General features: G+C 63.1%; 18 protein-coding genes. 11 read left to right on the top strand and 7 right to left on the bottom strand.

Annotation, left to right across the window (positions count from 1 at the left end):
• Positions 1-65 precede the first annotated feature (65 nt).
• Both C515_RS0105700 and argB read right to left on the bottom strand, forming a co-directional pair.
• Positions 66-509 carry a CBS domain-containing protein gene (locus tag C515_RS0105700; protein ID WP_028454755.1) on the bottom strand — a complete coding sequence of 148 codons (444 nt, stop codon included), beginning with the start codon at positions 507-509 and terminating at the stop codon, positions 66-68.
• A gap of 135 nt (positions 510-644) precedes the next feature.
• Complete coding sequence (argB, locus tag C515_RS0105695) at positions 645-1,523, bottom strand: acetylglutamate kinase (RefSeq protein WP_028454754.1); 879 nt, start codon at positions 1,521-1,523, stop codon at positions 645-647.
• Between the two features lie 154 nt (positions 1,524-1,677).
• Between argB and C515_RS0105690 the strand changes: the two genes are divergently transcribed.
• The 7 genes from C515_RS0105690 to C515_RS0105660 all read left to right on the top strand — a co-directional run bounded on the left by C515_RS0105690 (position 1,678) and on the right by C515_RS0105660 (position 11,423).
• Positions 1,678-2,313, top strand: coding sequence for a TetR/AcrR family transcriptional regulator (locus C515_RS0105690; RefSeq protein ID WP_028454753.1), 636 nt, complete (start codon positions 1,678-1,680; stop codon positions 2,311-2,313).
• Positions 2,314-2,331: 18 nt separating this feature from the next.
• Complete coding sequence (locus tag C515_RS0105685) at positions 2,332-2,907, top strand: NAD(P)H-dependent oxidoreductase (protein ID WP_028454752.1); 576 nt, start codon at positions 2,332-2,334, stop codon at positions 2,905-2,907.
• A 224-nt stretch (positions 2,908-3,131) separates the two neighbouring features.
• Entirely contained in the window at positions 3,132-4,232 is a 1,101-nt protein-coding gene (locus C515_RS19715; RefSeq protein WP_081686778.1) for an efflux RND transporter periplasmic adaptor subunit, read from the top strand.
• Entirely contained in the window at positions 4,222-7,314 is a 3,093-nt protein-coding gene (locus C515_RS19710; protein WP_051304672.1) for an efflux RND transporter permease subunit, read from the top strand. Before C515_RS19715 ends, C515_RS19710 begins: the two co-directional genes overlap by 11 nt.
• Before the next feature lie 82 nt (positions 7,315-7,396).
• Positions 7,397-8,740, top strand: coding sequence for a TolC family outer membrane protein (locus C515_RS0105670; protein WP_028454751.1), 1,344 nt, complete (start codon positions 7,397-7,399; stop codon positions 8,738-8,740).
• An 83-nt stretch (positions 8,741-8,823) separates the two neighbouring features.
• On the top strand, positions 8,824-9,156 hold the full coding sequence (locus C515_RS0105665; RefSeq protein ID WP_028454750.1) for an H-NS histone family protein: 333 nt from the start codon (positions 8,824-8,826) through the stop codon (positions 9,154-9,156).
• A 134-nt stretch (positions 9,157-9,290) separates the two neighbouring features.
• The gene (locus C515_RS0105660) at positions 9,291-11,423 is read left to right on the top strand and encodes a UvrD-helicase domain-containing protein (protein ID WP_028454749.1); all 2,133 of its coding nucleotides are present in this window, start codon (positions 9,291-9,293) and stop codon (positions 11,421-11,423) included.
• 256 nt (positions 11,424-11,679) lie between these two features.
• Here C515_RS0105660 and C515_RS0105655 read toward each other — a convergent pair whose 3' ends face one another.
• From C515_RS0105655 to C515_RS0105645, 3 genes are all read right to left on the bottom strand, one after another.
• Positions 11,680-12,456, bottom strand: a complete 777-nt coding sequence (locus tag C515_RS0105655; RefSeq protein WP_028454748.1) for a ferredoxin--NADP reductase — start codon at positions 12,454-12,456, stop codon at positions 11,680-11,682.
• Positions 12,457-12,522: 66 nt separating this feature from the next.
• Complete coding sequence (locus C515_RS0105650) at positions 12,523-13,452, bottom strand: electron transfer flavoprotein subunit alpha/FixB family protein (protein WP_028454747.1); 930 nt, start codon at positions 13,450-13,452, stop codon at positions 12,523-12,525.
• Complete coding sequence (locus C515_RS0105645; RefSeq protein ID WP_028454746.1) at positions 13,449-14,198, bottom strand: electron transfer flavoprotein subunit beta/FixA family protein; 750 nt, start codon at positions 14,196-14,198, stop codon at positions 13,449-13,451. The genes C515_RS0105650 and C515_RS0105645 overlap by 4 nt, the downstream gene beginning before the upstream one ends.
• A 105-nt stretch (positions 14,199-14,303) precedes the next feature.
• On the opposite strand from C515_RS0105645, the gene C515_RS0105640 reads away from it, so the two are divergent.
• The 4 genes from C515_RS0105640 (at position 14,304) to C515_RS0105625 (ending at position 19,225) form a co-directional block, all read left to right on the top strand.
• Positions 14,304-15,941, top strand: a complete 1,638-nt coding sequence (locus C515_RS0105640) for an electron transfer flavoprotein-ubiquinone oxidoreductase (protein ID WP_028454745.1) — start codon at positions 14,304-14,306, stop codon at positions 15,939-15,941.
• Between the two features lie 181 nt (positions 15,942-16,122).
• Positions 16,123-16,620 (top strand): DUF3302 domain-containing protein, encoded by a 498-nt coding sequence (locus C515_RS19705; RefSeq protein WP_051304670.1) that lies wholly within the window; start codon positions 16,123-16,125, stop codon positions 16,618-16,620.
• Positions 16,621-17,820 (top strand): HlyD family secretion protein, encoded by a 1,200-nt coding sequence (locus tag C515_RS0105630; protein WP_028454744.1) that lies wholly within the window; start codon positions 16,621-16,623, stop codon positions 17,818-17,820.
• Between the two features lie 10 nt (positions 17,821-17,830).
• Positions 17,831-19,225, top strand: a complete 1,395-nt coding sequence (locus C515_RS0105625; RefSeq protein WP_043648248.1) for an efflux transporter outer membrane subunit — start codon at positions 17,831-17,833, stop codon at positions 19,223-19,225.
• A 239-nt stretch (positions 19,226-19,464) separates the two neighbouring features.
• Here the strand turns inward: C515_RS0105625 and C515_RS0105620 are convergent, their stop codons facing one another.
• Positions 19,465-20,934 (bottom strand): TrkH family potassium uptake protein, encoded by a 1,470-nt coding sequence (locus C515_RS0105620; protein ID WP_211233990.1) that lies wholly within the window; start codon positions 20,932-20,934, stop codon positions 19,465-19,467.
• 8 nt (positions 20,935-20,942) lie between these two features.
• Positions 20,943-22,319, bottom strand: a complete 1,377-nt coding sequence (trkA, locus tag C515_RS0105615) for a Trk system potassium transporter TrkA (RefSeq protein ID WP_028454741.1) — start codon at positions 22,317-22,319, stop codon at positions 20,943-20,945.
• Positions 22,320-22,360: the final 41 nt, after the last annotated feature.

Here is a 22,360-nt window from a genome sequence, read left to right as displayed (position 1 = left end):
TTCTTGTCTCTCGTTGATACCTATGCTGGTATTGGCGCAAGGCCATTTACGCGCATTGGCTGTATTCACATACCCTTGTAGTCGTAGATGTAGTGCTCAAGCTGCTCGATGGTGAACTGCTGCTCGGCGATCTTGGCGGATACCAGGTCGCCGATCGACAGGATGCCCAGTACCGTATCGCCATCCATGACCGGCAAATGGCGGATGCGCTTTTCGCTCATCAGCGCCAGGCACTCGTCAGCCTTGGCAGTGGGCGGCACACACAGCACGCGGCTGGTCATGATTTCGGCGACCGGCGTGACGGCCGATGTCTTGCCGGCCAGTACCACCTTGCGGGCGTAGTCGCGTTCGGAAAAGATGCCGACCAGCTTGCCCTCGTCGAGCACGAGGACGGCGCCGACATTGTGCTCGGCCAGCACCTGCAGCGCCTGGAAAACGGTAGCGTGCGGGGCGACGGCGAGGATGTTGTGATCGGCTTTTTGTTTGAGGAGTTGGCTCGCGCTTTGCATGTCGTGGCTCCGGTGGCACAGGGGTATTACCAATGTAGCCGGCTTCGCCAGCCATGCAAGCCGGATTGCCCGCCGAATGCGCAAACACCGGCATGAGGCCGGTGTTTGCGGGGGGGGGGGGTCTTGCGGTCAGACTCAGCGCGCGCGGATCATGGTGCCCACGCCGGCTTCGGTGAGCACTTCCAGCAGCAGGGCGTGCTTCACGCGGCCATCGATGATGTGCACCGAGTTCACGCCAGACTTGGCGGCGTCGAGCGCCGAGGAAATTTTCGGCAGCATGCCGCCGGAAATCGTGCCGTCGGCGAACAGTTCATCGATGCGGCGCGCGGTCAGCTTGGTCAGCAGGTTGCCGTCCTTGTCCATCACGCCGGGAATGTTGGTCATCAGGATCAGCTTTTCGGCCTTCAGTACTTCGGCGAGCTTGCCGGCCACGAGGTCGGCGTTGATGTTGTAGCTCTCGCCGCTGGCATCGACGCCGATCGGTGCGATCACCGGGATGAAGTCGGCAGCATCGAGGTGCGACACGATGGACGGGTCGATTTTTTCGATTTCGCCGACCTGGCCGATGTCGACCAGCTCGTCACTCGATGCGCCCTTCAGGAACATCTTGCGCGCGCGGATGAAGTGGCCATCCTGGCCGGTCAGGCCGACTGCCTTGCCGCCGTGCTTGTTGATCAGCGATACGATTTCCTTGTTCACATGGCCGCCGAGCACCATCTCGACCACGTCCATGGTTTCGGCGTCGGTGACGCGCATGCCCTGGATGAACTCGCCCTTCTTGCCGATGCGGTCGAGCAGCTCGTTGATCTGCGGGCCGCCGCCATGCACGACGACCGGATTCATGCCGACCAGCTTGAGCAGCACCACGTCCTGCGCGAAACCTTCCTTCAGCTCCTCGTCGATCATGGCATTGCCGCCGTACTTGACCACGATGGTCTTGTCGGCGAAGCGCTGGATGTAGGGCAGGGCTTCGGAAAGGATGTTGGCCTTGTCGGCGGCGGTGATCATGGTCATCGAGGGCGGCTCCGGAATGGGGGGATTGCGCGCGGATTGTACCGCAAGCGCGTGTGCCGCAGCGGCGCAAAACAGACGGTTACATCTGCCGGGCTCGCCATTGCGCGTGCGGCGCGCTACTATTAAATGAACGTTCATTCATTAGTGCGCCGTCATGACCGAAGCCGAAAAAACCCGCACCCGCCGCAAGGAGGCTCGCCCCCAGGAAATCCTGGAAGCCGCCTTTCGCCTGTTCGCCGAAAAAGGCTATGCCGCGACCAAGATGGAAGACATCGCGCGTGCCGCCGGCGTGAGTCGCGGCACGCCCTATCTGTATTTTCCGAACAAGGAAGAGCTGTTCAAGTCGGTGCTGCGCGAACTGCTGCTGCCCAAGTTGCGTGAGGGCGAAGCGCTGGTACGCGAGAGCCGGGCGACCTCGTCGGCCGAACTGCTGCGCGAGTTGCTGCACATGTGGTGGACGCTGCAGGGTGAAACCGAGCTTTCCGCCCTGCCCAAGCTGATGATTGCCGAGGCCGGCAATTTTCCCGAGGTGGCGCGCATCTATCAGGAAGAGTTCGTCGAGCCCGGCGATGCGCTGATCCGCATGATTCTGGAGCGCGGCATCGCCAGTGGCGAATTCCGCGCCATCGACGTCGAATACGCCCTCCACGTGATCTGCGCGCCAATGCTGCTGGCCATGGTCATGCGCAACTCGCTGTCTTCCTGTCTGCCGCCCGATTTTGATCCGCGTCGCCATATCGACACCCTGTGCGACCTGATCCTGGAAGGCCTGAAACACCGTGCTATCTGACCCTGGGAACTGAAAATCATGAGTAAACGAACGCTGGTCATTCTTGGCCATCCAGCCGCCGACAGTTTCTGCGCGGCGCTTGCCGAGCGCTATGCCGATGCCGCACGCGCCGCCGGGCAGGAGGTGCGCATGCTGTCCTTGCACGCCCTGCGTTTTGATCCTGTCCTGCATGCGGGTTTCGACGGTGGGCAGCCGCTTGAGCCGGATCTGGTCGAAGCGCAGGAGCAGATTGCCTGGGCGCAACACCTGGTATTTGTGTATCCGATCTGGTGGGGCGCCATGCCGGCGCTGCTCAAGGGCTTTATCGACCGCGTTTTTCTGCCCGGTTTTGCCTTTCGCTACCGCAAGGGTTCAATGCTCTGGGACAAACTGCTGGCCGGGCGTTCGGCGCAATTGCTGGTCACCATGGATACGCCGCCCTGGTATTACCGCTGGGTTTACGGCGACGCAGGCCACAAGCAGATGAAGCGCACCATTCTTGAGTTTTCCGGAATCCGCCCGGTGCGCATCACCAGTTTCGGGCCGATTCGCGGCGCGACCGAACCGCAGCGCGCAAACTGGCTCGCCAGGGCCGCGCGGCTTGCTGCCCAATAGATTGAATCCTGATTAGATACCCTTCTTGGCAAACCAGAAAACCTATTGAACCACAGAGGCACAGAGGCACAGAGGGCACAGAGGAAGCAAAATCCTGAGAAATGCCGATGATGTGCCCCCGCTTTTCTCTGTGATCTCTGTGTCTCTGTGGTTGATTCGGGTTTTGCTGAGAAGTCTTGCTAATCAGGAATTGAATTGAACGCAATTCCAGAAAGGACGCAACAATGACGCGAGTACACATGCTGTTCGGCACGCTGGCCGTGCTGCTGCTGGGGGGGTGCGGCAAGCAGGATGCACAGCCTCACGAGGAAATCCGCCCGGTGCGGGTGCTGGAGGTCCGGCCGGCCAATGGCCGGGGTGAGGTCGCCTATTCCGGCGTCGTGCGCGCCCGGCTGGAAGTTCCACTGTCCTTTCGCATCGGCGGCAAGCTCTTGTCGCGCAAGGTCGAGGTCGGCACCCAGGTCGAGCGCGGTCAGCCGATCGCCACGCTGGACAGCCGCGACGTGGCGCTGCAGGCACAGGCCGCCAGTGCCCAGTTTGATGCCGCGAAGGTGCAGCTGGCGCAGGCCGAACTCGATCTGCAGCGTTCGCGCGACCTGTTTGACAAGAAGTTCGTCAGCCAGGCCGAAGTCGACCGCCGCCAGACGCAGGTCGATGCACTCAAGCAGCAGTTGCAGCAGGCGCGCTCGCAGGCCCAGCTGGCCAGCAACCAGTCAGCCTATGCGCAGCTCAGCGCCGATGTCGCCGGGGTGGTGACCGCGGTGACGGCAGAGCCGGGAGCCGTGCTGGCGGCGGGACAGCCGGTGATCCTGCTGGCGCAGGATGGCGCCAGGGATGTGGTGTTCGATGTGCCCGAAGGGCGGCAGCGCGAGCTGAAACCCGGCTCGCCCGTGACGGTGGAGCTGTGGGCGGCGGAAGGGCGCAGCCTGCCGGCTACCGTGCGCGAAATCGCGCCGGCCGCCGACCCGGTGGCGCGCACCTATCGGGTGAAGGTGGCACTGCCGGCCGGGCCGCAGGCGCCGGCGCTGGGCATGTCGGCGACGGTGCGCGTGCCGCAGGCAGAAGCACCGCAGGCCGGCGTGGCCCTGCCGCTGACGGCGCTGCTGGGCCAGGGCAAGGAGCAGCGCGTCTGGCTGCTGGGCAGTGACGGCAAGGTACAGGGGCTGAAGGTCAGTGTGCGCAGCTATCGGGATGGCGCCGTGCTCGTCGACGGCATCCAGCCCGGCGCCAGGGTGATCACCGCCGGCGTGCATCTGCTGCACGAAGGCCAGAAGGTGCGCGTGCTGGACGAACGCCAGGCAGGAGTCGCCAGCCATGTTCAATAGCATCAATCTGTCGGCCTGGGCGCTCAAGCACCGCTCCTTTGTCCTTTACCTCATGGCCGTGCTCTCGCTGGCCGGCGTGCTGGCCTACACCCAGCTCGGCCAGAAGGAAGACCCCGAGTTCACCTTCAAGGCCATGGTCGTGCGTGCCTTCTGGCCCGGTGCTTCGGCGTCCGAGGTCGAGGAGCAGGTCACCGACCGGCTGGAAGAAGCACTGCAGGGCATTGGCTATATCGATTACACCCGCAGCTATTCGCGTGCCGGCGAGGCGCTGATCACCATCATGTTGCGCGAGAGCGTGCGCAAGGAGGTGCCGGACGCCTGGTATCAGGTCAGAAAGCGCATCGGCGACGCGCGCGGCAAGTTGCCGCCCGGCGTGGTCGGGCCCTTCTTCAATGACGAGTTCGGCGACACTTACGGCAATCTCTACGCGATGACTGGTGACGGCTTCAGCCTGCCCGAGCTCAAGCACTGGGCCGAGCGTGCGAAAAGCGAGCTGCTGCGCATCCATGATGTGAACAAGGTGACGCTGCTGGGCGTGCAGGACGAGAAAATCTACGTTGAATACAGCACGGCCAAACTGGCCAGCCTGGGCGTGAGCCCCTTCCAGATCAACGAAGTACTGGCCGCGACCAATACCGTCACGCCAGCCGGCGTCATCGAGGGGGACGACGAGCGCATTTTCCTGCGCGTCAGCGGCGGTTTCGACGCCGTGGCCACCATCAAGGCCATGCCGATCACCGTCAATGGCCGTACCTTCCATCTGGCGGATGTGGCGAATGTGCAGCGCGCCACGGTCAATCCGCCGGAAACCGCCATCCGCTTCCAGGGGCGGGAGGCGCTGGCGCTGGGCATTTCGATGCGCAGCGGCGGCGACGTGATCGTCATGGGGCGCGAAATCGACGCGACGCTGGCCAGGCTCGGGCAGGCGCTGCCGGTCGGGGTGGAAATCCATACCGTGTCGGATCAGCCGGCCGTGGTGAAGAATGCCATCCACATCTTCATGAAATCGCTGCTTGAGGCCGTGGTCATCGTGCTGGCGGTGAGTTTTCTCAGCCTCGGCTGGCGCACGGGCATTGTCGTCGCGCTGTCGATTCCGCTGGTGCTGGCGATTACCTTCCTGTTGATGAAGTTCTTCAATATCGAGCTGCAGCGCATTTCGCTGGGCGCACTGGTGATCGCGCTCGGCCTGCTGGTGGACGACGCGATCATCGCCGTGGAAATGATGGCGCTCAAGCTTGAGCAGGGCTGGGACCGATTCCGCGCCGCGACCTTCGCCTACACATCGACCGCGTTTCCGATGCTGACCGGTACGCTGATTACGGTGGCGGGGTTTCTGCCTGTAGGCCTTGCCAAGTCGGATGCCGGTGAATATACCTTCTCGATTTTTGCCGTCGTCGGTATTGCGCTGGTGGTGTCCTGGCTGGTGGCGGTGATCTTCACGCCCTATCTGGGTTATCTGCTGCTGCCCGAAAAGGCGGTGCATGCCGAGCACGATGTCTACCAGGGACGTTTCTACCGCAAGTTTCGTGCACTGGTCACCTGGTGCATCACCTGGCGCAAGACCACGCTGGCGCTGACCGGCACGGCCTTTGTGCTGGCGCTGGCGCTCTTTGCGCTCTTCGTTCCCAAGCAGTTCTTCCCGGCATCGAGCCGACCCGAGCTCATGGTCGACCTGTGGCTGCCGTACACGGCCTCGTTTGCCGCGACCGAGCGCGAGGTGAAAAAGCTGGAGGCCATCCTGATCAAGGACCCGGACGTGGCCCACGTCACCAGCTATATCGGCAGCGGTTCGCCGCGTTACTACATGCCGCTGGACGAGCAGATGCCGAACATCAATTTCGGCCAGCTTACCGTCATGACCCGTGATGAGTTCGTGCGCGACCGCGTCTACCAGCGCATCACGGAATTGTTCGAGCGGGATTTTCCGCAGGTGCGGGGCCGGGTGACACGACTGGAAAACGGCCCGCCGGTGGGTTATCCAGTGCAGTTTCGCGTTTCCGGCCCGGACCAGGAAACGTTGCAGGGTATTGCCAGCAAGGTCGCAGCCATCATGAAGTCTGACCCGCATACCCGCCAGGTGCATACCGACTGGGGCGAGAAGGTGAAGGCCGTGCGCATGGAGGTCGATCAGGATCGTCTGCGCCAGCTGGGCCTCAATTCGCAGCAGCTGGCCAGCATGCTGCAGATGGCCGTGTCCGGCGTCACCGCCACGCAGCTGCGCGAGGGCAATGACAGCATCGCCGTGGTGGCGCGACTGGTCGAGGGCGAGCGTACCCGGCTCGATTTCCTGCAAAGCCTGCCGGTCTTGCTGCCTTCCGGTCAGTCGGTGCCGCTGTCACAGGTGGCGACGCTGTCGCTGGAGAACGAAGAGAGCATCATCTGGCGCCGCAACCGCATGCCGACGATCAGCGTGCGCGCCGATGTGGCCGGGGCGCAGGCGCCGGACGTGAGCACCGCCCTGCTGCCGAAAATCCGCGAGCTGGCGGCGACGCTGCCGGTCGGCTATCACATCGAAGCGGGTGGCACGCTGGAGTCGTCAAAAAAGAGCGAGGAATCGATTTCGGCGGTGATGCCGCTGATGCTGCTGACCGTGATGACGTTGCTGATGCTGCAGCTGCAGTCCATCCAGCGCATGATCATGGTGCTGCTGACGGCGCCGCTGGGCCTGATCGGCGTAACGATCAGCCTGCTGGCTTTCCAGGCACCGTTCGGCTTTGTGGCGCAGCTGGGCGTGATTGCGCTGATGGGCATGATCATGCGCAATTCGGTCATTCTGATGGATCAGATCGAGCAGGATATCGCTGACGGTCAACGACCCTGGGATGCAATCGTTGAATCGGCTGTACGGCGCTTCCGCCCCATCATGCTGACTGCCGCCGCAGCCATCCTGGCGATGATTCCGCTCTCGCGCGAAACCTTCTGGGGGCCGATGGCGGTCGCCATCATGGGCGGGCTGCTGGTGGCTACCGTGCTGACGCTGCTGTTCCTGCCGGCGCTCTATGCCGCCTGGTTCCGCATCCGTCCGGATACGCCTGAGCGCAAGGATGGTGCAGACGCTGTTGTTGCGGGCGTGGCACACTGAACCATGCCCCTTCCACACACTCCCAAGACAATACAACATTGCGCCGCATCGCTGATGCGGCGCTCTTGAACAGGTGACCGACGTGAGACTGAAAACTGCCTTTGTGGCCATCACTGGCCTTTTGCTGGCGCCGCAGCTGCTGGCGATTGATCTGCTGCAATCCTGGCAGGCGGCGCAGCAGTACGACGCCACCATGGCTGCCGCTGGCAAGGCGCGCATCGCCGGCCAGGAAAAGGCCGTGCAGGGCCGTGCGCTGCTGCTGCCGCAAGTCCAGCTGCAGGCCAATGCCCAGCAGCTCCGGCAGGAGTCCGACCCCGGCATGCCCACGCCCGGCAACCCCGATGGCTCGCAATCCGGCAAGAGCTATGGCTACTCGCTGGCGCTGACGCAGCCCATCTATCGCAAGGAAGCCTGGGTGTCGGCCTACCAGCTGGGCAAACAGACCGATCTTGCCGAATTGCAGTACCGCGCCGCCGAGCAGCAGCTGATCCTGCGGGTGGCCAAGGCCTATCTGGAAGTGCTGGCCGCGCAGGAGCAGGTGGTGCTGGCGACGGCCCAGCGCGATGCCGTGGCCCAGCAATTGTCGCAGGCGCAGAAATCCTTCGAGGTCGGTGTCGCCACCGTGGTTGATGTCAATGAAGCCCAGGCGCGTTACGACGCGATTCTGGCGTCCGAAATCGTCGCCAGCAATGATTTGCAGGTGAAGAAAAATGCCTATGCGCTGCTGACCGGGCTCAATCCCGACGAATTGCAGCCGCTGGGTGATCACGAGCAGGCACAGCCGCCGCAGCCGAATGACCTGAATGAATGGCTGGCCCGCGCAGCCAATGGCAGCATCGAGCTGCTCGCCCAGCAGCTCAATCTGGATATCGCCGGCAAGGAAATCGAGAAATTCCGTGCGGTGGATACGCCGCAACTCGATCTGGTCGCCAGCTATGGCAACAGTTACACCGGCAATGGCCTGTCCAGCAATGGCGGAACGGATCGCCAGGGCAGGGCGGCCATCGGCCTGCAACTGGCCATTCCGCTGTATACCGGTGGCGCCATCAGTTCGCAATTGCGTGAAAGCGTGGCGAAAAAAGATCAGCAAAGCGACCAGCTCGAGGCCACTCGTCGCGAGGTGCAGCAAAACACCAAGCAGGCTTTTCTGGGGGTGAGCGCCGGTGCCGCGCAAATCCGCGCCTTGCAGCAATCGCTGAAATCGAGCAAATCATCGCTGGATTCGACGGAGCTGGGCTATAAGGTCGGCGTAAGTACAATTGTCGATGTGCTGGATGCCAACGAGCGCTATTACAATACCCGCTACCAGCTGGTTTACGCCAAATATACCTATCTGTATTCCGGCCTGCTGCTGGCGGCGGCTACTGGCCAGCTCAACGAAAGTGATTTGGAAAAGGCCAATCGCTGGCTGCTGGCGCGGCAATAAATTGGATTTTTCTTGTCATGGCGGAAACTGCTCTCCATAATGAGCGGGGAATTGAATTCCAACGCCCTGATCTGGAGATAACCGTGACTGATTTGTCCAAGTACGATTACGCTGGCCTCACCCAGCTGAAGAAAGAGATTGAAACCGAACTGGTCCGTCGCAAGGAGCAGGAAAAGAAGCAGCTGCTGAGCGATATCGAAGCGCGCGCGGCGGAAAGCGGTTTCAGCCTGGCCGAATTGCTGGCGCTGGCCGCCAGTGGCAAAAAGGGCGCTGGCGCCAAGAAAACCGTGGGCGCGGCGCAATTTGCCAATCCCGCCAATCCGGAGCAGACCTGGACTGGCCGTGGCCGCAAGCCGCAATGGGTACTGGATTACATCGCTTCCCATGGCGAAGATCTCTCCGGCCTGCGTATCTGATCCGCGCAAGCACGCTGGGCAAAAAGGATGGCGACTGCCATCCTTTTTTTTATCCATGATGTGCGCGGCACCCGGGCACACAGACGCAGGGCGGGGCTTTTTGTACAATGGCGTTTTGCCTCGCCGTGCCCGCCATGAATGCCTCGCTCACTGCCAATCTCAATCCGCAACAGGCCGCCGCCGTCGAGCTGCCTGCCGAGCATGCGCTGATCCTGGCCGGCGCCGGTTCCGGCAAGACCCGCGTGCTGACCACACGCATGGCCTGGCTCTTGTCCACCGGGCAGGTCAGCCCGGCCGGAATCCTGGCGGTGACCTTCACCAACAAGGCCGCGAAGGAAATGCTCGCACGCATGACGGCGATGCTGCCGCTGAATCCGCGCGGCTTGTGGATAGGCACGTTTCACGGCCTGTGCAATCGCATGCTCAGGTTGCATCATCGCGATGCCGGCCTGCCCGAGCAATTCGCCATTCTTGACAGCCAGGACCAGTTGTCCGCCATCAAGCGCGTCCTGAAGCTGCTCAATATCGATGATGAACGCTATCCGCCGAAAAGCTGCCAGCATTTCATCAATGGCAACAAGGAAGCCGGAGTGCGCTCGGGCGCCTTGCAGATCTGGGACGAGCACAGTCGCGTGATGAAGGCGGTTTACGAGGAATACGAGCGGCAATGCCAGCGTGAAGGCGTTGTCGATTTCGCCGAATTGCTGCTGCGCTGCTTTGAGTTGCTCAATGGCAATGCCAGCCTGCGCGCGCATTACCAGCAGCGTTTCCGGCATATTCTGGTCGATGAATTCCAGGACACCAACACCTTGCAATACGCCTGGTTGAAGCTGCTGGTGGGCGAGGGTGGCGCGATGTTTGCCGTTGGTGACGACGATCAGTCCATCTATGCCTTCCGCGGCGCCAATGTCGGCAATATGCATGATTTCCAGCGCGATTTTGCAGTGAAGCACATCATTCGCCTGGAGCAGAATTACCGCTCGCACAGCAATATCCTTACCGCCGCCAACGCGGTGATCAGCTGCAACCGCAACCGGCTTGGCAAGCAATTGTGGACCGATTCCGAAGATGGCGAGCCGATCCGCGTATTCGAGGGGCTGAGCGATTTCGACGAATGCGAATTTGTCGTGAGTGAGGTGCAGGCGCTGATTCGCGATGGCGTGCCGGCCAATGACATCGCCATTCTCTATCGCAGCAACGCGCAATCGCGCGTGCTGGAGCACGGCCTCTTTACCGCCGGCGTGCCCTATCGCGTGTACGGCGGCCTGCGCTTTTTCGAGCGCCAGGAAATCAAGCATGCGCTGGCCTACCTGCGCCTGATCGCCAGCCCCGAAGATGACAACGCGCTGCTGCGCGTGATCAATTTCCCCACGCGCGGCATCGGTGCGCGCACGGTCGATGCACTGCAGGAAAACGCGCGACTGGCCGGCACCTCGCTGTGGCAGGCGGCGTGCTCGGGCGGTCTGGGGCGCAGCGGCGCGGTGGTCGGCAAATTTGTGCAGATCATCGAAGCCATGCGCGTGCAGACGCAGGGGTTACCCCTGCCCGAAGTGGTGTCGGCGATGCTCGATCTCTCCGGTCTCAGCGCGCACTACCGCGCTGACAAGGACGGCGAAGACCGGCTGGAAAACCTCGGTGAACTGGTGACTGCCGCGGCAGCCTTCATTGCCGAGGACGAGAACACCATCGTCGCCTTCCTTTCGCACGCCAGCCTGGAGGCCGGTGACCATCAGGCCAATGCGCAGGCCGACGCGATCCAGCTGATGACCGTACACGCGGCCAAGGGGCTGGAATTCCATTCGGTGTTCCTGACCGGGCTGGAGGAAGGGTTGTTCCCGCACGAGAACAGCATGAGCGACCAAAAGGCGCTGGAAGAGGAGCGCCGGCTGATGTATGTCGCGATCACGCGCGCGCGCCGCCGGCTCTATCTGTCGCTGGCGCAAAGCCGCATGCTGCACGGCCAGACGCGCTACGCGCCGGGCAGTCGCTTCCTCGGCGAAATCCCGCCGGACGTGCTGCGTTATCTGAATCGTGGGTATGCGCCGCAAACCGCCTTTGTACCCAGGCAGCAGCAACATACCCCATCAGCGCCCAAGGCTGCGCCCGAACACGGCCTGGCGATCGGCATGACGGTGCAGCATCACCGCTTCGGCACCGGCGTCGTCACCGACTACGAAGGCGGCGCCAATGGCAATGTGCAGGTCAATTTTACCGAGCACGGCAGCAAGTGGCTGGCGGTGGCGTACGCGAAGCTGCAGCCGCTCTGAGCAGGGTGAAGGCAAACAAAAAGGGCGCTTGCAGCGCCCTTTTTGCTGGCTATGCCCCAGAAGCATGTTGTGGCACAGAAAAATGAAAAACCACTTCTTCATACCGGCGTTCCACGGGGATTCCCTACGGTCAAAGCCGGTATCCAGACTGCATTTTTAACCGGAGCCGCTGGATTCCGGCCTGCGCCGGTATGACGAACTCAAGACCACAACACGGTTTTGCTACATAGCCTTTTTGTTGATCTGTCCCGGCGGTTCACTTCTCCACAAACGCGCGCTCGATCACATAGTCTCCGGGGGTGCCGGTCTTGGGCGACACTTCAAATCCCAGCTTGTTCAAGAGCGCGGCAGTATCGTGCAGCATGGCGGGGCTACCGCACAGCATCGCGCGGTCAGTGGCCGGATCAAGCGGCGGCAGACCGATATCGTCGAACAGCTTGCCCGAGGTGATCAGATCGGTGAGCCGGCCCTGATTGCGGAAGGGTTCGCGCGTCACGGTCGGGTAGTAGATCAGCTTCTCGCGGACCATCTCGCCGAGGAATTCGTCGTTCGGCAGTACGTTCTCGATGTAGTCGGCGTAAGCGAGTTCGCTCACCGAGCGCACGCCGTGTACCAGCACGATCTTGTCGAAACGCTCGTAGGCTTCCGGGTCCTTGATCAGGCTCATGAACGGCGCCAACCCGGTGCCGGTGCTGAGGTAATAGAGATTGTGGCCGGGCAGCAGGTCGGAGAGCACCAGCGTGCCAGTCGGCTTCTTGCTCACCAGCAGATCGTCGCCAACCTGGATTTTCTGCAGGCGCGAGGTCAGCGGGCCGTTGGGCACCTTGATCGAGAAGAACTCCAGCTCTTCCTCGTAATTGGCACTGGCCACCGAGTAGGCACGCATCAGCGGCTTGCCGTCGACCATCAGCCCGATCATGACGAACTGGCCATTTTCGAAGCGCAGGCCCGGGTCGCGCGTCACCTTGAAGCTGAACAGCGTGTCGTTCCAGTGGTGAACGGACAGCACTTTCTGAATGTTGTAGGCGCTCATTTTTATACCTTTATACGTATTGCCATGCGGCCAAATGAATTATTGGGCTAAGGCCGTATACCTGCTTTATCCGAGTTGACGGGTCAGTTCGAGCACCACGTCGAACAGGTCGGCGACGATGCCGATGTCGGCTACCTTGAAAATCGGCGCGTCCGGGTCGGTATTGATCGCGACGATGACCTTGCTGTCCTTCATGCCGCCCAGATGCTGCGCCGCGCCGGAAATGCCAGCGGCGATATACAGCTCGGGGGCGACAATCGTCCCGGTCTGGCCGACCTGGATTTCATTCGGAGCCAGGCCGGCATCGACGGCGGCACGCGTGGCGCCCAGTGCCGCTCCGAGCCTGGCGGCCAGTGGCGCCAGCACTTCGTCAAACCGTTCGCCGAGGCAACGCCCGCCGGAGACCACTACCGGCGCGGTGGCCAACTCGGGGCGATCAGAAATTTTATGATCCTCTGCCAGCCACTGGCTGCCGGCCTGTGCGGCCGGTGCGCTGCGGCTGATAATCTCGGCGCTGTTGCCCGCGGCGGCGGCGGCGTAGCTGGTGGCGCGGATGGTCAGTACCTGCAGCGCTTCATCGCTATGGATGGTGGCGATCGCATTGCCCGCATAAATCGGCCGCTCGTACTGGCCACGGGCGTGGATGCGAAGCACGTCGGAGGCCATGCCGACATCGCGCAGGGCGGCAACACGGGGCAGGGTATCCTTTCCCTGGGTGCTATGTGCTGCGATTACCGTCGTATACCCCTCGCTGAGCAGATCGAGAATGATGGCGGCGGCATCTTCGGGCAGCACATGCGCCAGATGTGGGGAGGATACGGCAATCACGCGGGCAACGCCGGCGATGCTGGCAGCCTGTGCGGCAACGGCCGCAGTCTCAGAACCGAGCACCAGCACGTCAACCGGAGTGTTAAAGGCCTGCGCGGCAGTGATGGCTTGCAGGGTGGCTTTTTTCAGTTGGTGGCCGTCATGATCGGCCAGCATTAGCGTGCTCATTGCAGTGCTCCTTTCGCCTTTAGCGCGGTGACCAGTTCGCTGACTGAATTGACAATGACTCCTGCCGGGCGCTGGGCTGGTTCGGAAACACGTACTTGTTGCTGGCGTGCGGCAAAGGGGACGCCAAGGCTGTCGGCGGCGACCGTGTTGATCGGCTTTTTCTTGGCCATCATCAGGTTCGGCAGCTTCACAAAGCGCGGGTCGTTCAGGCGCAGGTCGGCAGTAATCACGGCGGGCAGAGTCAGTTGCACCGTCTGCGTACCACCATCGATTTCGCGGGTGACGGAGGCGCGGCCATCGGCAATCACGATCTTTGACGCTGCCGTCGCCTGCGGCCAGCCCAGCAGCGCCGACAACATCGCCCCGGCTTGTGCCGCATCATCGTCGATCGCCTGTTTGCCCAGCAGAATCAGCCCCGGCTGTTCATCCTTGACGAGCGCGGCCAGCAGCCTGGCGACACCGAGCGAATCGGTGGGGGTGTCGGTTTCCAGCAGCGTGACGCGGTCAATGCCCATTGCCAGTGCGTGGCGCAAAATATCCTGTGCGGCAGCGGGGCCAATGGTGACGGCGACAATTTCGCTGACGATGCCGGCTTCCTTCAGGCGCAGCGCCTCTTCGATGGCGACTTCGTCAAAGGGGTTGATGCTCATTTTGCTGCCGGCCAGGTCGACATCGGACTGGTCGGGTTTGACGCGCACCTGGATGCTGTAATCCAGAACGCGCTTGATGGCGATAAGTGCTTTCATGCCAATAGTCTCCTTGCATTGCCAAGGACTATATCGCCGGCGTAGAATATTTGTAAAGCAGATTGTTTTGATAAAAATATTCTATTTTATAGATAAGGAGCCGCGATGCAGCGCGACCGCATGGATTACGATGTTCTGATTGTTGGCGCCGGCCCGGCTGGGCTGGCGGCGGCAATCCGCCTCAAGCAGCAATCGCCGGATGCCAGCGTTTGCGTGCTGGAAAAAGGTGCGGAAGTGGGGGCGCACATCCTGTCCGGTGCGGTGATGGATACGTCGGCGCTGGATGCCTTGCTGCCCGACTGGCGTGCTCGCAGTGGCGTGAGCTTTACGCCGGTCAGCGAGGATCGCTTTCTGGTGCTCGACGAGGACAGTGGCTGGCAATTGCCCAACTGGAGCCAGCCGCCCGTCCTGCATAACCCGGGGAATGCGATTCTCAGCCTCGGCGAGTTGTGCCGCTGGCTGGCGAGCGAGGCCGAAGCGCTGGGTGTAGAAATCTATCCGGGGTTTAGCGCGGCAGCGGCGATGCTGGATGAAAAGCAGCGCCTGCTGGGGGTCATCACCGGCGACATGGGACGGGACAGGCAAGGCAAGGAAACCGCCAGTTTTGCTCCGGGCATGGCAATCCATGCGGCCTACACCCTGGTTGCCGAGGGGACGCGTGGTTCGCTAACCCGAGAGCTGGAGGCGCAACTGGATTTGCGCAAGGCCTGTGGTCATCAGAAATACGGCATCGGCATCAAGGAAGTCTGGCGCGTGCCGGCCAGCCAGCATCAGCCGGGACTGGTCCAGCACACGCTGGGCTGGCCGCTGGCGAACGACACGGGCGGCGGCAGCTTTGTGTATCACTATGGCGAGAATCTGGTATCGATCGGCTTTGTCGTGCATCTGGATTACGCCAACCCGTATCTGTCGCCATTCGAGGAATTTCAGAGGTTCAAGACGCATACCCGCATTGCGCCCATGCTCAGGGGCGGCGAGCGGCTGGAATACGGTGCGCGCGCGATCAGCGAAGGCGGCTGGCAGTCGCTGCCGCAGCTGGCCTTTGCCGGTGGCCTGCTGCTGGGCTGTGCGGCCGGCATGGTGGATGTGCCGCGCATCAAGGGCATCCACAATGCGCTCCGCTCGGGCACTCTGGCGGCCGATGCCGTGGCTGCCGCGCTGGCGCGCGGTGAGCGTGGTGCTTGCCTGTCCGACTATGAGGTGGCGTTGCGCGCGTCCGCAACGGGGCGCGAGCTGGAGTCGGTACGCAACATCAAGCCCATGCTGTCACGCTTCGGGACGCTGGGCGGCACCCTGCTGGCCGGCGCCGAGTTGTGGCTGGGCGCGCTGGGCGTGCGCCTGCCGTGGACGCTGCGCCACCGCAAAACCGACCACACTGCAACCGGGCTGGCGGAGGATCATGCGCCGATTGCCTATCCGAAGCCCGATGGCGTGCTGAGCTTTGACCGCATGAGCTCGCTGGCGCTGGCCAATCTGAGCCACGATCACCGCCAGCCCGATCACCTGACGCTGAAAGATGCCGCTGTGCCGCTTGCCATCAATCTGGCGCAGTATGCCGCGCCGGAAACGCGCTACTGTCCTGCCGGTGTTTACGAGATCGTCGAAAAGGGCGGGGTGCCTGCCTTGCAGATCAATGCGCAGAACTGCGTGCATTGCAAAACCTGTGACATCAAGGATCCAACCCAGAACATCGTCTGGGTGACGCCGGAAGGCGGCAGCGGGCCCAGCTATCGGCATATGTAATCGGGCTGTGGGCTGGTTGCGGTGTTGTTTGTCGTGTCTTGTTCTTGCCGTTTGCATGCGGCTGGTGCACCATCCCGATCATGCTGAAAACCGCATGAAACATGGGATCATGCATACTGCGAATGGCGACAGGCACCGACTCATGGCCTGTTTCCGCGATGTTACGGAGAGAGGCTAAATAATGAGAATGCGCATATCCGGACTGGCAATCCTGCTGGGCCTGCTGGCCTTGCCGGCCCATGCATCCTTCCTGCACGGCGAAACCCTGGATGCGGCGGCCGACGTGCTGTCGTGGATCATCCTGTTCGCCGTGCCCATCGGCGGCATCTATCTGTTCTGGATGGTGCACATCCTGCCCGAGAAGATCGCCCACAAGCGCCATCACCCGCAAAAGGACGCCATCCAGACGCTCTGCCTGCTGTCGCTGGTCTTTGGCGGCATGCTCTGGCCGATTGCCTGGCTGTGGGCCTATTCCAAGCCGGTGATGTACAAGTTGGCCTACGGCACCGACAAGGTGCTCGACGAACATGAGCAGCATCTGCAGCAGGAAGACCGGAAACTGGCGGCGCTGGAGCAGCGCACCGCGCAGGAGGCCGGCGAGCTCGCCGCGCTGAAGGCGGAAATCGAACAGCTCAAGGCTGCCGTTGCGGCAGCAAGCATCAAGAAGGATGAAGCCTAAATGGAAGCGATACTGCTGGGTATTTACGCGTTTTTTGTCTGGCTCGTCTTTTTCAAGTTCAAGTGGCTGCCGTGGAACAAGATTTCCATGGTGATCGTCATCACCATCCCGGTGGTGGGCCTGACCGCACTGATTCTGTTCCTCAATGTTGTCGCGCCCTCATCTGCCGATGTGCGCGTGATGAACCGCGTGCTGCAGGTCGTGCCGCAGGTCAAGGGTCGGGTGGTCGAGCTGGCGGTGGAAGGCAACCGCAGCTACAAGAAGGGCGATGTGCTGCTGCGCATCGATCCGACCCCGTATGAATCTGCCGTGAAGCAGCTCAAGGCCAGACTCAAGGCCGACGATGCCGCACTGGCCAATGCCGAAGCGTCGGCGCGCCAGCTGTCCGAGTCGATCCGCGGCGCCGCCGGCAAGGTCAGCGCCGTGCAGGCCAAGCTGGATCTGGCGCGCAAGCGCCAGAAGGAGCACGAAGAGCTGGTGGCCGCCGGCGCCGGCGACAAGTTCGCGCTGGAAGAAGCCAGATCACGCGTGCTTGAGCTGGAAGGCGATCTGGCCAGCGCCATTGCCACGGAAAACGAAGCCAAGCAGAAATTGTCCGCCAGCAGCCAGGGCGAGTTTGCCGCGATTGCCTCGGCGCGCGCGCAGCGCGCCGCCACCGAGGTGCAGCTGGAAAACGCCAAGTGGGAACTCGATCAGACCATCTATCGCGCGCCGGCCGATGGCAAGGTGGTCAACCTGCAGGTACGCGTCGGCACCATGCTGGTGCCCATGCCGTTTGCTCCCGCCTTCAGCTTTATCGAGGACGAGCAGGAGCTGATTGCCTTCTATCACCAGAACGAACTCTACAAGGTGGGCGAAGGCAACGAGGCCGAGGTGGCGCTGGAAACGCATCCGGGCGAAATCATCAAGGCCAGGGTCGACTCGGTGATCTGGGCGCAATCGCAAGGCGCCGTGCCGATGGCTGCGATGGCCGGCAATACCGGAGGCACCCTGCCCAATACCGGCCCCTATGCGCCGCCGCCCAACCGCTTCGCGGTCAAGCTCAAGGTCGACGGCAAATCCAAGGGCATGTTCCTGCCGACCGGGGCCGTGGGCGCCGGGGCCATTTACACCGACAGCGGCAAGATGGTGCATATCCTGCGCAAGGTGATCCTGCGCGTGAACACCAAGATGAATTACCTGATCCTGAAGCTGCACTAAGGGGAATGCCATGACCGTTTCCCCACGCATTACCCCGCTGCGCAGCCTGCCGGCCCTCTTGTTGCTGGCCCTGTCCGGCTGCGCGCTGCAGCCGGTGCCGACCAGCGGCGAGTTGCGCGAGCAGCAGCTGCCGGTGCTGGCCGAGCGCGGCAACTGGAGCGCGCAGGCCATAGCCGGCGACCCGCAGCGCGGCTGGCTGGCCGACTTCAACGATCCGCAACTGCTGGCGCTGGTGCAGGAGGCGGTTGGCAACAATCGCGACCTGCTGCGCGCCGCCGCACGCATCGAGCAGGCCCGCGCCATGGTCGCCGTCAACGGTGGCGAGCTGTATCCGGCCATCGGCCTCAAGGGCGTCGGCGGCAAGAGTGACACGCAGATTCTCCAGCTTGCCGCGAGCTGGGAGGTCGACCTGTGGGGCCGCGTGCGCGCGCAGGCGCGCGCCGCCGATGCGCAGCTGGCCGCCACCCAGGCCGATTTCGCCTGGGCCGAGCAGCTGGTGGCGAGCACGACGGCGCGCTACTGGTTTGGTCTGCTGCAATATGCACAGCTGGAGACGCGTCTGCAGGGCATCATCGCCGCGCAGGAAAAGCTGCTGGCGCTGACCCGTCAGCGTGTGGCGACCGGGATCAGTCCGGCCAGCGACATCCAGGATGTGAACAGCGCGCTCTTGCAGCAGCGCGATCAGCTGCGCCAGTTGCAGCTGGCCAGAACGCAGCTGCAGCAGGAATTCGAAGTGCTGCTGGGCCGCTATCCGGCCGCCAGCCTTGCCGCTGATCGCAGCCTGCCTGCCCTGCCGGCAGCGCCAGCCGCCGGCCTGCCGGCCAGCCTGCTGGAGCGCAGGCCCGATCTGATCGCTGCCGAGCGGCGCGTGGCTGCCGCCTTCGACCTGCAGCAATCCGCACAGGCCGCGCGCCTGCCGCGCATTGCGCTGACGGCAGCGATTACCGACATCCAGAGCGACGTTTTCCTGCTCAATGCCGCGGAAACGCCGCTCAAGGGCCTGAGCGGCAGCTTCCTGGCGCCGCTGTTTACCGGCGGCCAGCTCAAGGGCCAGGCCGATTACTACACGGCCGTGCAGAAGGAGGCCGCGATTGCCTACGGCAGCCAGGCGCTGAACGCGCTGAAGGAAGTCGAGGCCGGCCTGCAGGGCGAGGCGGCGCTGGCCGAGCGCGCCCGCTTGCTGGAGGCGCGGCTGGCCGAACAGCACGAGGCGCTCCGGCGCGAGCAGGTGCGCGTCAAGGTCGGCTCGCGTGACCCGCGCAGTGTGCTGGCACGCGAGCAGGCCGTGCTGGCGGCGGAAAGCGAGCTGCTGCAGTTGCGTACCGCCCAGCTCAATCAGCGCATCACGCTGCTGCTGGCGCTTGGCGGCGGCTGGCAGGGCATGGCGGCCACGCCTGCCGGCTGAAGTGCTGCCCATGCGGCATGAAAAAGCCGGCGCGAGCCGGCTTTTTCATGAGTATTGTCATAGGTATTGACATGGGTATTGCCCTGTGGCCATTTTCTGGCTTGGGCTGTGGGGCAATACCCTATTGGTTTGGCCCTCAGGGGCATGAATTTCTGTAGGAGCGAGCTTGCTCGCGAAGCGTTGCTGATCGCGAGCAAGCTCGCTCCTACGAGTGAAAACAGCAAAGGGCCGGATCAAGATCAGCTGCGCCAGAAGGTGGGCGTCAACAGCACCAGCACCGAGAAGATCTCCAGTCGTCCCAGCAGCATCGTAAAGCTGCAGATCCAGATCTGCACGTCGCTCAAGGCGCCATAGTTGTTGGCCGGGCCAACGACGCCCAGACCCGGTCCGGCGTTGTTGATGCAGGCCAGCACGGCCGAGAAGGCGCTGATGAAATCCAGCCCGGTCAGCAACAGCGCCAGTGTCAGCACGACGATGCTGGCCACATACAGAAACACGAAGCCCATCACGGCAAAGATCACCGGATTGGCGATCACCATGCCGTTCACGCGCAGCGGCGTCACCGACTGCGGGTGAATCAGGCTGCGGAACTGGCGGCCCGATTCGCGCAGCATGACGAGCGTGCGGATCATCTTGATGCCGCCGCCGGTCGAGCCGGCGCAGGCCGTCATGCACGACAGCAGCAGCATCGTCAGCGGCACCAGTATCGGCCACTGGCCGAAGTCCTGACTCGCGAAGCCGCTGTCGGTGGCGATGGACACCAGATTGAAGGCGGTGTGGCGCAGGGCGGTGAGGTAGTCGGGATAGGTGCTGTGCCAGAGCAGGTAGCCGGCCAGCAGCAGTGTGCTGCCCACAATCAGCAGCAGCATGCTTTTGAATTCGCTGTCGTGCCAGTAGGTGGCAAGGCGGCGGCCGGTCAGTGCCAGATAATGGGTGGCAAAATTGGTGGCTGCCAGCAGCATGAAGACGATGAGAATGCCCTCGATCAGCGGCGAATCGAAAAAGCCGACGCTGGCGTCGTGCGTGGAAAAACCGCCCAGCGACAGGGCTGCCATGGCGTGGCAGACGGCATCCAGCCAGCTCATTGCACCGGCGTATTTCAGCAGCAGCGCGCAGACCAGCGTCAGGCCGGCATACACCAGCCAGAGGTTGCGCGCGGTTTCGTGGATGCGCGGCGTGAGTTTGGCGTCTTTCATCGGCCCCGGCGTTTCCGCCTTGAAGAGCTGCATGCCGCCCACGCCCAGCAACGGCATGATGGCGACGGCCAGCACGATGATCCCCATGCCGCCCAGCCAGTTCAGCAGGTGGCGCCACAGATTGAGCGACGGCGGCAACTGGTCCAGCCCGGCAAAGGCGGTGGCCCCGGTGGTGGTCAGCCCCGACATGGCCTCGAAATAGCAGTCGGTAAAGCTCCAGCCCGGGTTGTAAAGCTGCAGCGGCACGGCGGCCACGGCCGGCAGCACCGTCCACAGGCCGACGACCAGGATGAAGCCGTCGCGCGCCTGCATTTCGCGCCGATAGCGGCGCGTGGCGAGAAAGGTCAGCAGGCAGATGGCCTGCAGGCCGATCAGCGCGTCGATGAAGGGCCACAGGCCGGCATCGCCGCCGAACCAGGCCAGCGCGATCGGCGCCAGCAGCGACAGCGAGAAAATGCCGGCGACGCGCGCCAGCACATTGGCTACGGGCAGGATGCGGCGGGAGAGGGCCATGGCGGTGCTCAGAAAAAGCCGATCTTCACGGCAAACAGTTTTTCGACGGTGCGCAGGTGATTCTTGTTGTCGATGAACACGATGGCGTGGTCGCCATCGTGCAGCACCGTGTCGTGGTGCGCCATCAGCACCTGCTCGCCACGGATCACTGCCGCCAGATTGGCGCCGGAGGGCAGCTCCAGCTCTTCCACCTTGCGGCCGATCACGCGCGAGGTGTCGCGGGTGCCGTGAATCACCAGCTCGATGGCCTCCGCCGAGCCGCGGCGCAGGCTGTGTACGGCGACGATATCACCCTGGCGCACATGCGCCAGCAGCGAGCCGATGGTGGCCTGGGCCGGCGACAGCGCCACGTCGATGCGCCCCCCCTGCAGCAGATCGACATAGCTGGAGCGGTTGATGATGGCGATGGTCTTGCGCGCGCCCTTTTGCTTGGCCAGCAGCGCGGACATGATGTTGTCCTCGTCGTCGCTGGTCAGCGCCAGATAGAGGTCGCAGCGCTCGATCTGCTCGGTGTCGAGCAGGGCTTCGTCGGTGGCCTCGCCATGCAGCACCAGCGTGTTGTCCAGGCGCTCGGCCAGCCAGGCGGCGCGCTCGGCCTTGCATTCGATCAGCTTGACCTGATAGTCGTGCTCCAGCGCGCGCGCCAGCCGGTAGCCGACATTGCCGCCGCCGGCGATGAGGATGCGCTTGATGGCGCGGTCGCTGGCGCGGAATTCGCGGATGACGCTGCGCGTGTCGGCGCTGGCGATCAGCACGAACACCTCGTCGCCCACCTGCAGATGGGTGTCGCCATCGGGCTGGATGCGCCGGTCCTTGCGGTAGACGGAGACCACGCGGCAATCGGTTTTCGGCAGATGGATGGCCAGCGCGCTGAGCGCTTTGCCGTCCATCGGCGCGCCGGCTTCCACGCGCAATACGACGAGCATTGCCCGGCCGGCGCCGAACTCCAGTACCTGCAGGGCTTCGGGGGTTTCAATCAGGCTGACCAGATAGTCGGTGACGATCTGCGCGGGGGTGATCACATGGTCAATGGCGAAGCCGCCCTCGCCAAAAAGCTGTCGGTGCTTCAGGTAGTCCTGCTGGCGGATGCGCGCCAGCCGGGTCGGGACATTGAAAAGCTCGCTGGCGACCTTGCAGGCCACCATGTTGACCTCATCGCTGGGGGTGACCGCCAGCAGCAGGTCGCAGTCCGCCGCGCCCGCCTGCTGCAGCACCGCCGGGGAGGCTGGCTCGCCCTGCACGGTGCGCAGATCCAGCCGGTCCGCCAGTGGCTTGAGCAGCGTGCCATTGCTGTCGACGATGGTGACGTCGTATTTCTCCAGTACCAGCTGTTCGGCGACCGATGAACCAACCCGGCCAGCGCCGAGAATCAGGATGCGGGACATGCTGCGGGCGTCTCCAAACGAAACGACCGCCGCGGCATGCG

This window comes from Chitinilyticum litopenaei DSM 21440 (assembly GCF_000428145.1).
Classification (GTDB): Bacteria; Pseudomonadota; Gammaproteobacteria; order Burkholderiales; family Chitinibacteraceae; genus Chitinilyticum; species Chitinilyticum litopenaei.
Note: the sequence above shows the minus strand (reverse complement) of the source record. Positions and strands in the feature narration are given on the sequence as shown.